Source organism: Sporosarcina sp. FSL W7-1283 (assembly GCF_038003105.1).
Lineage (GTDB): Bacteria > Bacillota > Bacilli > Bacillales_A > Planococcaceae > Sporosarcina > Sporosarcina newyorkensis.
Map to the genome: position 1 here is coordinate 570,113 of NZ_JBBOOL010000001.1, position 13,177 is coordinate 583,289.

The 13,177-nt window shown below is 45.4% G+C and carries 12 protein-coding genes and 1 riboswitch; of the genes, 8 read left to right on the forward strand and 4 right to left on the reverse strand.

Annotated features, from left to right (window positions below):
• Nucleotides 1–4: 4 nt before the first annotated feature.
• Nucleotides 5–757 (reverse strand): hydrogen peroxide-dependent heme synthase, encoded by a 753-nt coding sequence (gene hemQ, locus MKY93_RS02735; RefSeq protein ID WP_078817399.1) that lies wholly within the window; start codon nucleotides 755–757, stop codon nucleotides 5–7.
• A 216-nt stretch (nucleotides 758–973) separates the two neighbouring features.
• On the opposite strand from hemQ, the gene pta reads away from it, so the two are divergent.
• Together pta and MKY93_RS02745 are read left to right on the forward strand one after the other, a co-directional pair.
• Entirely contained in the window at nucleotides 974–1,945 is a 972-nt protein-coding gene (gene pta, locus MKY93_RS02740; RefSeq protein ID WP_340758180.1) for a phosphate acetyltransferase, read from the forward strand.
• A gap of 67 nt (nucleotides 1,946–2,012) precedes the next feature.
• Nucleotides 2,013–2,849, forward strand: a complete 837-nt coding sequence (locus MKY93_RS02745; RefSeq protein ID WP_340758181.1) for a lipoate--protein ligase family protein — start codon at nucleotides 2,013–2,015, stop codon at nucleotides 2,847–2,849.
• A gap of 21 nt (nucleotides 2,850–2,870) precedes the next feature.
• On the opposite strand, the gene MKY93_RS02750 is transcribed toward MKY93_RS02745, so the two are convergent.
• Complete coding sequence (locus MKY93_RS02750) at nucleotides 2,871–3,509, reverse strand: RsfA family transcriptional regulator (protein WP_221835175.1); 639 nt, start codon at nucleotides 3,507–3,509, stop codon at nucleotides 2,871–2,873.
• 511 nt (nucleotides 3,510–4,020) lie between these two features.
• On the opposite strand from MKY93_RS02750, the gene MKY93_RS02755 reads away from it, so the two are divergent.
• The 3 genes from MKY93_RS02755 (at nucleotide 4,021) to MKY93_RS02765 (ending at nucleotide 6,410) form a co-directional block, all read left to right on the forward strand.
• The gene (locus MKY93_RS02755; RefSeq protein ID WP_340758182.1) at nucleotides 4,021–4,179 is read left to right on the forward strand and encodes a hypothetical protein; all 159 of its coding nucleotides are present in this window, start codon (nucleotides 4,021–4,023) and stop codon (nucleotides 4,177–4,179) included.
• A 414-nt stretch (nucleotides 4,180–4,593) separates the two neighbouring features.
• The gene (locus MKY93_RS02760) at nucleotides 4,594–5,886 is read left to right on the forward strand and encodes an HD domain-containing protein (protein WP_340758183.1); all 1,293 of its coding nucleotides are present in this window, start codon (nucleotides 4,594–4,596) and stop codon (nucleotides 5,884–5,886) included.
• Between the two features lie 17 nt (nucleotides 5,887–5,903).
• Nucleotides 5,904–6,410: a YwgA family protein gene (locus MKY93_RS02765; RefSeq protein ID WP_340758184.1), complete on the forward strand. Its 507-nt coding sequence runs from the start codon at nucleotides 5,904–5,906 to the stop codon at nucleotides 6,408–6,410.
• Nucleotides 6,411–6,805: 395 nt separating this feature from the next.
• On the opposite strand, the gene MKY93_RS02770 is transcribed toward MKY93_RS02765, so the two are convergent.
• Nucleotides 6,806–6,991 carry a 2-hydroxymuconate tautomerase gene (locus MKY93_RS02770; RefSeq protein ID WP_078817393.1) on the reverse strand — a complete coding sequence of 62 codons (186 nt, stop codon included), beginning with the start codon at nucleotides 6,989–6,991 and terminating at the stop codon, nucleotides 6,806–6,808.
• A 67-nt stretch (nucleotides 6,992–7,058) separates the two neighbouring features.
• On the opposite strand from MKY93_RS02770, the gene MKY93_RS02775 reads away from it, so the two are divergent.
• Nucleotides 7,059–7,577: a YwhD family protein gene (locus MKY93_RS02775; protein WP_078817392.1), complete on the forward strand. Its 519-nt coding sequence runs from the start codon at nucleotides 7,059–7,061 to the stop codon at nucleotides 7,575–7,577.
• A 321-nt stretch (nucleotides 7,578–7,898) separates the two neighbouring features.
• On the opposite strand, the gene MKY93_RS02780 is transcribed toward MKY93_RS02775, so the two are convergent.
• A complete protein-coding gene (locus tag MKY93_RS02780) occupies nucleotides 7,899–9,953 on the reverse strand; it encodes a transglycosylase domain-containing protein (protein ID WP_340758185.1) in 2,055 nt (684 codons plus the stop codon).
• A 160-nt stretch (nucleotides 9,954–10,113) separates the two neighbouring features.
• Here MKY93_RS02780 and MKY93_RS02785 point away from each other — a divergent pair, with 160 nt between their 5' ends.
• Complete coding sequence (locus MKY93_RS02785; RefSeq protein WP_078817390.1) at nucleotides 10,114–10,542, forward strand: DUF1934 domain-containing protein; 429 nt, start codon at nucleotides 10,114–10,116, stop codon at nucleotides 10,540–10,542.
• Nucleotides 10,539–12,206 carry an arginine--tRNA ligase gene (gene argS / locus MKY93_RS02790; protein WP_340758186.1) on the forward strand — a complete coding sequence of 556 codons (1,668 nt, stop codon included), beginning with the start codon at nucleotides 10,539–10,541 and terminating at the stop codon, nucleotides 12,204–12,206. The genes MKY93_RS02785 and argS overlap by 4 nt, the downstream gene beginning before the upstream one ends.
• Before the next feature lie 730 nt (nucleotides 12,207–12,936).
• Nucleotides 12,937–13,067, forward strand: a riboswitch (cobalamin riboswitch).
• Nucleotides 13,068–13,177 lie beyond the last annotated feature (110 nt).

The following is a 13,177-nucleotide window of genomic DNA, read 5'->3' on the forward strand; positions in this document are numbered from 1 at the left end:
TCTCTTATTTCACTTCAAAAAATGCAGCTCGTTTGTCATCTTCTAGAATCGTACCGATAAAGAATGAACCAAACACGCCGTAACGCGCGCTCACTTCGTCAAAACGCATTTCATAGACTAGTTTCTTGAATTGCAGCACGTCATCGGAGAATAGTGTGACGCCCCATTCGTAATCGTCAAAACCGACAGAACCGGAAATGATTTGCTTCACTTTTCCAGCGTAGCCGCGACCGATCATGCCATGGCTGCGCATTAAGCTTTTGCGATCATCCATATTGAGCATGTACCAGTTATCGTCGCCTTCGCGTTTCTTATCCATCGGGTAGAAACATACATATTGACTGCGTGGCAGTTCAGGATACAAACGGCCGCGCACATATGGATTTTGATACGGGTCTTCATCTGATTCGCCAGCTAGGTAATTTGATAACTCTACAACTGATACGTAAGAGTAAGCCGGGATTGTGTAATCTGCAATCGTTAGTTTATTGAATTCTGCTTCAAGCTGCTGTAATTCATCCATTGTCGGACGTAATGTCATGAGCATGAAATCGGCTTTTTGCCCAACGACTGTATAAAACGCGTGACTGCCTGTTTTCGCTTCATCTGCCTGTTGCAGACGCTCCAAATAGGCTAAGAATTCATTGACTGCTGCTTGACGTTCTTCTTTTGAAATTAACTTCCAAGAAGCCCAGTCCATTGTTCGAAAATCATGTAGTACATACCAACCGTCTAATGTAATTGCTGCTTCATTCACTTGAATTCAGTCTCCTTTAACTACAAAATGTTTTCTCATTCAAGTGTAGCATAAACAGACTTTAGACAGTAAGAATTAAGATGGTGGTAACTCCGAAGGTATGACAAAATTGTGCCTGCACACAAAAATGTCTGAAATTTTCGTAAGTAGTAGTGAATTCTACAATTAATTCAGGTATGATGAATAGGAAAATATAACAGAAAGTGGGGCTTACACATGGCAGATCTTTTTGATGGAATTCGAGAGCGATTGGAAGGAAAGGGAAAGACAATTGTATTGCCGGAAGGGGAAGACGTTAGGATACTTGAAGCAGCTGTACATCTTCAACAAGAAGGTATCGTGAAACCGTTATTACTGGGCGATGAAGAGGCGGTCGGGAAAGCAGCAGAAGAAGGCGGTTTCGACATTAGCGAAATAGAGCAAATCAATCCTGCAAGCGCTTCCTATTTTGATGAGCTGGTCGAAAAGTTCATGGAGCGCCGCGGCGGGAAAGCAACGCTTGAGCAAGCACGTGAGCAAGTGAAGGATGTAAACTATTTTGGAACTATGTTAATCTATACAGGACGTGTAGACGGCTTAGTGAGTGGTGCAGCCCATTCGACAGCGGATACGGTACGCCCGGCTTTGCAAATCATTAAAACGAAACCTGGTATAACGAAGACAAGCGGCGCGTTCATTATGATGAAGGAAGAACAGCGTTTAATTTTCGCAGATTGTGCAATCACAGTGAATCCTTCAGCGAATGAATTGGCTGAAATTGCAGTGGAAAGTACAAAAACCGCAAAAGCATTCGGTATCGATCCACGAGTTGCGATGCTATCCTTCTCGACAAAAGGTTCTGCCGTGACGGAAGAAACTGAAAAAGTGGTTGAAGCGGCGAAGATTGCACAAGAAATGGCACCTGAATTGCTGATTGACGGTGAATTCCAATTTGACGCGGCTTATGTTCCAAGTGTGGCGGCGAAGAAAGCACCGGAATCCGTTATTAAAGGCGATGCGAATGTCTTTATCTTCCCGACATTGGATGCGGGAAATATCGGATATAAGTTGACGGAACGTTTAGGTGGATATGAAGCGATCGGACCGATATTGCAAGGCTTGAATGGGCCTGTAAATGATCTGTCACGCGGCTGTTCTGCGGAAGATGTTTACAAATTATCACTTATTACAGCAGCGCAAAGCTTATAAACCGCAAAAGCCAAGATTGTGAAACGTCTACATACATATTAGATGAACAACAGTGGGAGAACTGGACATGTCACAATATAAAAATTTATTGAATCAATCTGCTTGGCGTTTCATTGACGAATCCATCACGGCGCGCAGTAGATCTGCGCTGGAATCTTTTGCGATGGATGATGCATTGTGCCAATTGGTAGGCCAGCAGAAAAGTGTGCCAGTCGTTCGGACATGGGTGCATGATCGAACGATTGTGTTAGGCATACAAGATCATCGCATGCCTTTTATTCAGCAAGCAATTGAAGGAATTGAACAGAATGGGTACCAAGCGATCGTACGTAATTCTGGCGGTCTGGCAGTGGTACTCGACGAAGGTGTACTGAATGTTTCATTGATTTTTTCTGAGGAAAAGTCCGCAATCGATATTCCGGTAGGCTATGAGGCAATGCTTGCTTTTGTAAAACTACTGTTCCCTGAATTAGGCGAGCAGATTAAAGCCTATGAAATTGTCGGTTCGTATTGTCCTGGCTCTTATGACTTGAGTGTCGATGGTAAGAAGTTCGCCGGTATCTCGCAGCGGCGTTTGCGCTCAGGTGTGGCTGTGCAAGTGTACCTGTGCATAGAAGGAAGCGGAGCAGAACGGGCGAAGGTGATCCGGGAACTCTATGAAACCGGATTGCAAGGGCAGCCGACAAAATTCAGTTATCCTGATATCCAGCCGGATGTGATGGCGTCTCTATCGGAAATTCTCGGTACTCAGTTGACGGTTAATGAAGTAGTCATTCGTCTGCAATTGTTGTTGAGATCCTTGACCGATGATGTACAGCATGGCGGATTAACGGATGAAGAACTCGATTTGTACGGTTTTTATTTGCAGCGCGTTTGGGATCGGAATAAAAAAATGTTGTCTTGAAACAGAAAAAAGAGCTACCAATCAATGACTGATTGGTGGCTCTTTTGATGACACTAGATTGCCATTAGGCTCCATCGTGAAGATTGGCGCCACATGCTCGTTTTCTTCGTTGAGCGCAATGAGTCTGCGCGCACGATTCATGATTTGGACGAATTGTTCGTAATCGTCTTTTAATGTACGATTCTCTTTTTTCAATCCTTCCAATTCTGCTTCCATTGCTTTTAACTGTTCTGTCGCAGTTTTTGCCGTCTGTTTCCAGCGAAGTGCGTCTGTGTCGGCACCGCCGTTATGATGCATGCGAATCAAATACGCGATTACAGTATCAAGCGATAAAGCGGAAAGCGGAACTTGAATTTTTTCTTGGCCTTCTGCTCCTGCTTCTGAGCTGTACATTTGCTGGTTGCGTCTTTTAAAATCTGTACCTAGCACACGCAGCGTCTGTTTTCTCTCTTTCTTCGCTTCTGCCAACTCACCCTCGTATTCTCTTCGCACAACCGCATTCCATCTAAAGCCACATGCCGCTGCCGTCCTGTTTAGTGCGTCCCCAACTTCCTCGAACGCGCTCAATTGCGTACTTCCTTCTCTTACATGTCTAAGCACCGTCTCTGCCAACAGCTCGTCATCTTGCTCCAACCATGCATCTTGTCTAACTTTCACCATCTCCATGCCTCCTGTCTTGTACTCTCTTTCTACTGCCATTATGGACAGACAACGAAACATTTATTCAGAGACTCACAAAATTCTATGAAATTTGTATTGTGCAAAAGCGGAAAGCGCCGTTTTGAGAGGGTTTTGGGTCGTTGCTCGACTTGTTTTGGACTTCGTATATAGAAAGGGTTGCACATTGTCACCGCTTCGCCGCTGGGGGATTGCCTCCCGCCATAAGCCAGCTAGCGAAAGGTGTGCTAGCTGTCTTACGGCTACGGCCGACCCCGCAGTTGCGGCTCCGCTGGTGTGGTAGGGAAAAATGAGTGTGGTGTTTTAAAAGGAAAAAATGATTTCTGCAAGCGTTGAAGTAAGTTTAGCAACATCATTTAGTTATAGTCTGTCTCGTCGCTCGAACTTTTAATATATCCAAGACAGATAAAGGGTTGCACATTGTCACCGCTTCGCCGCTGGGGGGATTGCCTCCCGCCATAAGCCAGCTAGCGAAGGGCGTGCTAGCTGTCTTATGGCTACGGCCGACCCCACAGTTGCGGCTCCGCTGGCGCGGTTGGGATATATGAGTGTGGTATTTAAAATAGAAAAAATCGGCATTCGTAAGTACGGAATTGTGTACAATGACAACACTTTATTGATTGTCTCGAAGCCTGTGCGAGTAACTACTTAGTAGTCAGAGCTAGCTTTTGTAAAAACAGATTACCTATTCCTTCTACTCATCAAACGAAGGCGCCTTACAAGCGGTAGGCGGAGCGATGAGACAGGCAGGCGACCTTCCTGACTGGCTTATGGCGGGAGCCATCCGCCAGCGCCGAAGTGTGTTCAGTGACATTACTTTATTTTCGACTTAGTATCTGGTAAGTCTCACAAAATGGTTTTGCTAGAAGGTATATCACCTGCTTACAATCACCATTCGCCAGCGCCGCAGTATATTCAGTAACGTCACTCCTGCCAGCCACACACCAATCTTTTACACGTCGTAGGAACACAACGCACAGAAATTGATCTAAAATCCGCCATTGAGTCTATGTCACCTTTCGTCGTTTTTTGCTATACTGGAAAGAATGAAGGATGAGGTGACGACATGGCGTACGAAAATGAAAAACTGCCGGAAGAGAAAGTCTTCAAAGATCCGGTGCATCGCTACATACACGTTCGTGACCGCGTAATCTGGGACGTCATCAACACGCGTGAATTCCAACGGCTGCGCAGAATCCGCCAACTCGGCACGACTTATTTGGTGTTCCATGGCGCAGAACACAGCCGCTTCCAGCACTCGCTGGGGGTCTATGAAATCGTTCGCCGCATCATCGACGACGGCTTCAGCGGACGCGCTGAATGGAATGAAGAACAACGACTCGTCACCCTATGTGCGGCCCTTTTGCATGATCTAGGACACGGTCCGTTTTCTCATGCATTCGAAAAAGTGTTCAATTTGGACCACGAACACTTCACACAGGAAATTTTATTGGGTCAGACAGAGGTACACGAAGTGCTGAGCCGGGTATCACCTGACTTTCCGCAAAAAGTAGCGGACGTCATCAACAAAACCTATCCCGATAAACTTGTCGTCAGCTTGATATCCAGCCAGATCGACGCGGATCGGATGGACTATCTGCAGCGCGACGCTTATTATACAGGCGTTTCCTACGGTCATTTCGATATGGAGCGCATTTTACGTGTCATGCGGCCGACAGAGGAACAGGTCGTCATTAAAGAGAGTGGCATGCATGCAGTGGAGGATTACATCATGAGCCGCTATCAAATGTACTGGCAAGTGTATTTCCATCCGGTTTCCCGCAGTGCCGAAGTCATTTTGATGAAAATTTTGCATCGTGCGAGATATTTGCACGAAACAGGGTATGCATTTACTCAAGAGCCCACACATTTCATTTCGTTCTTCGAGAAGGAATTTAAGTTGAAACAATACATAGCACTCGACGAAAGTGTGTTATTGACGTATTTCCAGCTATGGATGGAAGAGGAAGATCCGATACTCTCGGACTTGTGTGATCGCTTTGTCAATCGGCGTCTGTTTCAATATGCCGAATTCGATCCGGCTTCACAATATATGAAAATCGGCGAACTTATGAAATTATTCCAACAAGCGGGACTTGATCCGGAGTATTATTTAGTGACGGATTCTTCATCCGATTTACCTTACGATTTTTACCGGCCTGGCGAAGAGAATGAGCGCGTGCCGATTTATTTGCAAATGAAAAATGGAGATTTGCGGGAACTGTCACGGATGTCCGATGTCGTCGATGCGATTTCAGGTAAACGAAGGACAGACCATAAGATTTACTATCCCGAAGACATTTTGATGGATGGGTCGAATTTATTGCATGAGAAGATTATGGAAGTGTTACGAGGTTAAGAGAGGGGTTGCGCGAGTTGCTGCAAGAGCATGCAAAAATCGTTCAGTTTGTGTCGTTGGCGAATGAAGTGAATGGCCGCAAGAAAATGCAGAAGATGATTTATATCCTGAAGAAGATGGATTTCCCGTTTGCGGAAAAGTACGAGCTCCATATGTACGGACCGTATTCGGAGGAGTTGACGCTGCGTGTAGAGGAATTATGTGAAATGGGTTTCCTGGCAGAGCGTTTTGAAGACAAGGGGTCATACAAGCAATATTGCTATCAAGTGACAGATGAAGGGTCAAAGTTCCTTGGCACGGCAGAGGAACCGAGAGTGCAGTTACCTGTCTGTATCGAACGATTGAATGGTAAGTCTTCTCGTTTTCTTGAATTGGTTTCGACGTTGTTGTTTTTCGATCAGTTGGACAAAGAAGAGCAAATCGCTAAAGTACGTATCGTGAAAAATAAATTGAATTTTACAGATCAAGAAATGGATCAAGCTTTCGCGTTTATTGAAGAATTGCAAGCTTGTTCTGCGAGCTGAATATTTGAATAAAAACCGGATTCTGCTTCCTTAGACAAAAAGTATGCGAACACTCAATTACACAATAGGCATTGTACTTGAAGAACTCTGAGTATGGACTTTGGAATCACTGAATTCAGGAAACTACATTAGTTGATCGTAGTGGAAGGCAACCTAAATACGCCGCATCCTGCGGCAACGGCTGCATGACTCACTTCGTGTGAGCCCGCGGCAAAAGCGACTCCGGGAGGATCAGCCCGTCAGGTGAGACAACTAAAGAGCGAAGCGACAGTTGGCTCACCGCGGGCCCTCCGGAACGCGTCCGCCTGGAACGTAGATCAACTGTGCCATAACCACTTGCTTTTTCTTTTATCTGCAAGAAGAAGGATTCTCATCATGAGAATCCTTCTTCTGATTTATTGGTCGCTTGCTCTGACGCCGCCCTTGGACATATGATTCTTCGGCATTTCTTCGATGTAGACAACGACATTTTCGGAAGGTGCACCGGTTGTTTCGACCACAGCTTCGGTTACTTTTTCACAAAGTGCACGTTTTTGTTCATCTGTGCGACCTTCGAACATTTTTACTGTTACGAATGGCATTTTGCTTCCTCCTTAGCAGAAAATTCAGGTATAGTACATATAATAACAGAGATGGAGGGAGATTTATATGGCGAGTGAGCAAAACTCCAAGCCGAAGTTAGGCTTTACGATTATTAAAAATGACCCGACAGATGGCCATAAAGGATTTGGCATCGGATCTTTGTCATTAGAAAATATTTCACCAGTGATTATTGATGTGGAAGCAGGCACCGCGCAAGTAGAAATGGGGGCAATGCATGCCCGCAGTGATACAGAACGAGGAATCAAATTTACGATCAATCGCGAGGATTCAGAAGGCGGAAAACCGTATTGGCTCGTTTGGGTAACAATTGATTACCGCGAGGAAGGGCCTTATTACGCTGGTGTCACAGCTTGTGAAATGGTCGTCAATCGCGAAAAGAGACGTGGCTATAAAGTTCTGGCCGATCATGTGAATCGTATGGATAAATCAATGAAACGACATATAATGGTGGATGATATGGATGACCGTTCTAAGAAGATTTTAGCGGACTTCTTGCAAACGCATAATATGGAACTATGGGAACGCAGCACACCGGAACTGCATGAAGGTCTGCGCACGGAGTAAATCGTTGACCAAGGGAATAGTACCGGCAGATGTCCAGACAAATACGTCAAAGATGTGACAATTTGTTTTGGACTCTCTTTGAGGTTGAATGTCTGCTGGAAAGGAAGTAAACTGAACATACAGCTTTGCTGCTGTAAACTAGGACAACTATTGCAGATTCATATTGTGTAAGGAAGCCACAAAACCCAAGCGGGCGAATTTATACAATTGGTTTGCTATAGTCAAAAAAGCCTCACTCTCCGCGGATTCGGAGAGCGAGGCTTTTTTCTTTTTAAAAATATAGCTGATTGAAAGAATACGTCGCAGACAGAATCTATACATTTACTCGAAAAATGAAAATGGGAAAAGCTCCATCTTTGAATTTTCCTGTTCTCCGGAATTTTGCTCGCGCAACGAACGATCGGTGCATAGTTTTTTCGGTACATCCTTATCACGGACGTACATAAGTCGCTGCTTTGTGCATTCATTGACCGCTATGCCGCCCGTTTCGATATCCACGATCACTCCTTGGACTCCGGATGGAGGCAGAAACGGTTCGGGTGTGCTGCCTTCGTGTACTTTCTCCATAAAATCAATCCAAATCTTTTTCGAAGCGGCTTTGTCGTTCAAGTCTTCGAGTTGTTTTCCCCGGTCAAATCCCGTCCAAATCCCCGCCGTCAATGAAGGGGAGAAGCCGATCAAGTATTGGTCGGAAATCGTCGTGCCGGATTTAGCTGCATAAGGCCGTGATTGCTTCGGGCGCATGGACAAACCTGTAGCGGATAAATAATCGCTGAATACCGGATCGAACATCCCCGTCATTAAATGCGTCAGCACGAAGGCATCTTGTTTCGATAGGATCTGTTTAGGTTTCTTTTGCTCATATTCATAAACCACTTTCCCGGTTGAATCTGTAATCGACAACACCATTTGCGGTTTGACTTGAACACCTTCTGATGCAATCCGATTATAGGCAGTCGTCATTTCCAACAGTGTCACGTCAGACGTTCCGAGTGCAACTGCAGGGGATTCCTGGAACGATACGTCGATGCCGAGACGCTGTGCCATTTTGGTGTACTGTTTATAGCCAATTTCCTCCAACGTTTTCACGGCATAAATATTATCCGAAATCGCTATAGCCTGTGCCAATGAAATCGGCTTACCTGCGAATTTCCCATTAATATTGCTCGGTTCATACGTTGAGCGACCGTCATCATACGTGAAGATGGTCTTCTCCGCAGTCATAAACGTCAGCGGGTTGAATCCTTTTTCCAGCGCGGCGGCATACAAGATCGGCTTCATCGCGGAACCAGGCTGTCGTTTCGCTTGTGTGACCCGGTTAAATGAGCTTTCCGCAAAATCCACACCGCCGACCATCGAGGTGATATAACCGGTGTCTGCCTCCATGGATACGAAACCGACTTGCAATTCGTTCTCTGGCATCCATTCTTTGATGACATTTTCTGCGGTTTGCTGATGTTGCTGGTCCAGCGTCGTGCGGATCGTCCAACCTCCTTCAGCAGGCACACGCCCTTTTTCCGCCAATATTTCCTCTGCTTGCTGCCAGGCCGCATCTAAAAAATACGGTGCGACTTGTTTCGTTTCTTTCCAGCTTTCCGTTTTCAACACGATGGCCCCTGTAGAAGCACGTTCTTTTTGAGAAGATGTGATGTATCCGTACTTTTCCATTTGATTTAACACAAGAAGCTGGCGGTCGCGTGATCTTTCCGGATTATCAAGCGGCGAATAAATCGATGGTCCTTTGGCGATTGCTGCGATCGTCGCAGCTTCTTCCAACGTTAGCTCATTAGCCGATTTCGAAAAATAGAAACGGCTTGCTGCTTCCACACCATACATACCGTGACCGAAATAAACTGTATTCAGATACCCTTCTAAAATCGTATCTTTATCGTAAAATACTTCCAACCGATAGGCAAAGAGTGCTTCCCGAATTTTTCGTGTCCAGGACTTCTCATGAGTTAAATATAAATTCCTCGCATATTGCTGAGTAATCGAACTGGCACCCTGCGCTTTACTCATCGTTTTGACATCTTTCAAAACAGCTCCTGCAATTCGAGAGTAATCAAAACCATTATGCTCATAAAATTGCCGATCTTCCGTCGCGATGAAGGCGTCTGCTAAAAAAGGGGAAACATCGTCTAATTTTATCCAGTAACGGCGCTGCTGTGAAAAGTGATCTCCGATCTGATGACCATTTTGATCCAAAAATAGCGAAGCCTTCGGAACGCTCAGTGACGGAGCCCCAAGTATTTGAGCGTAGAGTCTCAACGCGATCATCACTGTGACCGCAGCCGTAATCAATGTTATGGAAATCGAAAAAATACGCTTTCTATACTTTTTCCGATTCGTCGTTTTTTTATAGTCGGTACGTTTCATTGAACATCCCATCCCGTTCCATTCAGTATCTTTTGCTAGTATGGGAAGGATTGGTTTGGATTAAACGGCGCCTGCAAAAAAGTTTGGATTCGGTAACATTGAAAGTGGCAGTGAAAGAAGTGTATAATGAGTAAATCTATCTACATAAGGCGGTGAACGAATGGAAGCGCCAAAACAGCAAAAAGCGGTGCTTGTCCAGCTCCGTTCTAAAATTCAGCATCCGGGACAGCCGGCGGAAACACATGAAATGCAGGCGACAGGACAAATCATTGAAAAAAAAGGACAGGCCTATCTATTGTTTGAAGAACAGACAGAAGGTATGCCGTCTGTCCGTACGACAGTGAAGCTTCATGCGGAAGACGCGTTTATCATGCGAAAAGGCGGCGTTCAGATGAGATTGCCGTTCCGAACGGATGATGCGAGGTTTGGTACATATGGAAACGGCCCAGCCATCATGGATTTGTTGGTCGAAACGAAAAAACTTCAGTGGACACCAGGGATTTTTTCAGTAACCTATGATTTGCATGCAGAAGGAAATTTATTAGGGAAATATCAATTGACAATAACCTATTCGGAGGTAACGAAATGAACGCAGTGGAACAAATTCAGCACGAAATTAAAGAGGCATTGCAGCAGGCGGTTGAGAAGACAGGGCTCGTTGAACAGTCAGAGATGCCAGAAATTAAACTGGAGTCACCGAAAAATAAGGAGAACGGGGATTACGCAGCGAATATCGCGATGCAGCTTACGAAACTTGCAAAAAAACCGCCGCGCGCAATTGCAGAGGCGATTTTAGAGCAATTGGACACGTCTAACACGGCAATCCAAACGATCGAAATTGCAGGTCCTGGTTTCCTCAATATCCGTCTAAAAGCTGACAGTCTCGCAGATGTTGTCAAATCGGTGCTTGATCAAGGTGAAGCATATGGTCATTCCGAAAGCGGTAAGCAGCAGAAAGTCCAAGTGGAATTCGTCTCTGCGAACCCGACAGGTGATTTGCACCTTGGACATGCACGTGGAGCTTCATTAGGCGATTCACTTTGTAATATTCTTGACGCAGCGGGTTATGATGTTTCGCGTGAATATTATATTAATGATGCAGGAAATCAAATCAATAACCTGGCATTGTCCATTGATGTCCGTTACTTCGAAGCGCTCGGTTTGGATAAAGAGATGCCAGAAGATGGCTACCGCGGACCTGATATCATTGAGATTGCAAAGGGGTTGGCGGAGGAACACGGCGACCGTTATGTACAAATGCCGGAAGAAGAACGCCTGGCATTTTTCCGTGAGCACGGTCTTCAAATTGAATTGGATAAATTGAAGAAGGACTTGGCTGATTTCCGAGTTCATTTCGACAACTGGTTCTCTGAAACATCGTTATATAACAACGGTAAAATTGAAGTAGCGCTGAATAAGCTGCGTGAAAATGGCCATGTCTATGAAGAAGAGGGAGCAACTTGGTTCCGTTCCACGACATTTGGTGATGACAAAGACCGCGTGCTGATAAAACAGGACGGTTCATTCACATATTTGACGCCGGACATCGCGTACCACGAAGATAAACTGCGTCGCGGATTCGATAAGCTCATCAATATTTGGGGAGCGGACCACCACGGCTATATCCCGCGTATGAAAGCAGCAATCCAAGCACTGGGTTACGATCGCGACACGCTAGAAGTGGAAGTAGCGCAAATGGTTCAGCTATACAAAGACGGTGAAAAGTTCAAGATGAGCAAGCGGACAGGGAAAGCCGTCACGCTGCGTGAACTAGTCGAAGAAGTAGGACTTGATGCCGTACGTTATTTCTTCGCTATGCGTTCAGGCGATGCCCAAATGGACTTCGACCTTGACCTGGCAGTTTCCAAATCCAATGAAAACCCGGTTTACTATGCACAATACGCGCATGCCCGGATCTGTTCGATTTTGCGTCAAGCAAAAGAGCAAAACTTACAAGCTTCAACAGACAACGTCACTCAATTGCAAGACGAAAAAGAACTAGAACTGTTGAAAAAAATCGGCGACTTCCCGAAACTCGTCAGCGACGCCGCACGCCTGCGCGCACCGCACCGAATAACGACGTATATCCAAGAACTCGCTGCTGCATTCCATAGCTTCTACAACGCCAATAAAGTGCTTGACCCTGAAAACAAAGAACTATCCGAAGCGCGACTCGCCTTGGTGACTGCAACAAGCATTACGATTGCCAATGCATTGAAACTAGTCGGCGTAGAAGCACCTGAACGGATGTAATTCCGGATTCAAATTAAACAAGCCAAGCAAGAGTTATCGACAACTCTTGCTTGTTTTTTATTTCCGCTCTGATGCTGATTCGTTTTCTAGGAACTCTCTTTCATTCAATGAAAGTACCGAGGAAGTCCGTTTTACTTTTTAGACATTTGTCGTAGTGTAGGAAATGTCCGGTTTGCACCATGTTTGGCACGGTTAATGTGAGGGGTGGCTCGGTTCGCATACACTTTGGTTCGGTCCTCTGTCTTTCTAGTTTGTTTATGAGGTAAAGAGGTTAATGAAAGTGGCTTAGAATTGATACCTTCTAGAGGTGAATGTATAGCGTTAGGAATTCTTTTTTATAAGTTAGTTCAATGGGCGATACTTATTTACTCGTTACATACAATGGTTTCACTTTATATCACCTCTATTTATTTAGGGATTGGAGCGTAAGACGGTCGACTCCGGGAGGATCAGCGTGCGCCTTGAGACCCCGCAGGTAGCGCAGCGGACGAGGAGGCTCAAGCCACGCCCTCCGGAAAGCGTACCGTCTGGAGCGTAGATCCCGGTGTACGTACTGTGGGTTATTTTAAGTCCCATTCGGATAGTGATTCCTACTTTTTCAGTATTTATTTTAATAAAACGCTTGATTGGAGGTAAGAAAGCGTCCCGCCTGAAGCTCGAATCCCCGGACACAAACACGCACTCCGGCTGTACAACAGTCCGTTTTATAGTATAATAGAGCACGATTACAAATTACATAATTCCAAAAGGTTCTCTAAGTCAAATAGAGATGAAAAGGGAAATCGGTAAAAGCCGATGCGGTCCCGCCACTGTACGTGCTCCATGCACAAGCCAGGTACCTGCCTTTTAGGAAATGAAGTTCCGCAGCAGCCTACGAGGATAGGCACAGTGGTGGTAATCTGACATAGATTTCATCCTGTCCAATCCTTCGAAATGACCGAAGGATTTTTTTTATGTCTGCGGCAGACTAC

Excerpts from the sequence above, each read along its gene's own strand:
- MKY93_RS02755 (WP_340758182.1), top strand. The coding sequence starts at position 4,021 with ATGGCTACGGCCGACCCCACAGTTGCGGCTCCGCTGGCGCGGTTGGGA.
- MKY93_RS02780 (WP_340758185.1), bottom strand. The coding sequence starts at position 9,953 with ATGAAACGTACCGACTATAAAAAAACGACGAATCGGAAAAAGTATAGA.
- MKY93_RS02760 (WP_340758183.1), top strand. The coding sequence starts at position 4,594 with ATGGCGTACGAAAATGAAAAACTGCCGGAAGAGAAAGTCTTCAAAGAT.
- pta (WP_340758180.1), top strand. The coding sequence starts at position 974 with ATGGCAGATCTTTTTGATGGAATTCGAGAGCGATTGGAAGGAAAGGGA.
- argS (WP_340758186.1), top strand. The coding sequence starts at position 10,539 with ATGAACGCAGTGGAACAAATTCAGCACGAAATTAAAGAGGCATTGCAG.
- MKY93_RS02745 (WP_340758181.1), top strand. The coding sequence starts at position 2,013 with ATGTCACAATATAAAAATTTATTGAATCAATCTGCTTGGCGTTTCATT.
- MKY93_RS02770 (WP_078817393.1), bottom strand. The coding sequence starts at position 6,991 with ATGCCATTCGTAACAGTAAAAATGTTCGAAGGTCGCACAGATGAACAA.
- MKY93_RS02750 (WP_221835175.1), bottom strand. The coding sequence starts at position 3,509 with ATGGTGAAAGTTAGACAAGATGCATGGTTGGAGCAAGATGACGAGCTG.
- MKY93_RS02785 (WP_078817390.1), top strand. The coding sequence starts at position 10,114 with ATGGAAGCGCCAAAACAGCAAAAAGCGGTGCTTGTCCAGCTCCGTTCT.
- MKY93_RS02775 (WP_078817392.1), top strand. The coding sequence starts at position 7,059 with ATGGCGAGTGAGCAAAACTCCAAGCCGAAGTTAGGCTTTACGATTATT.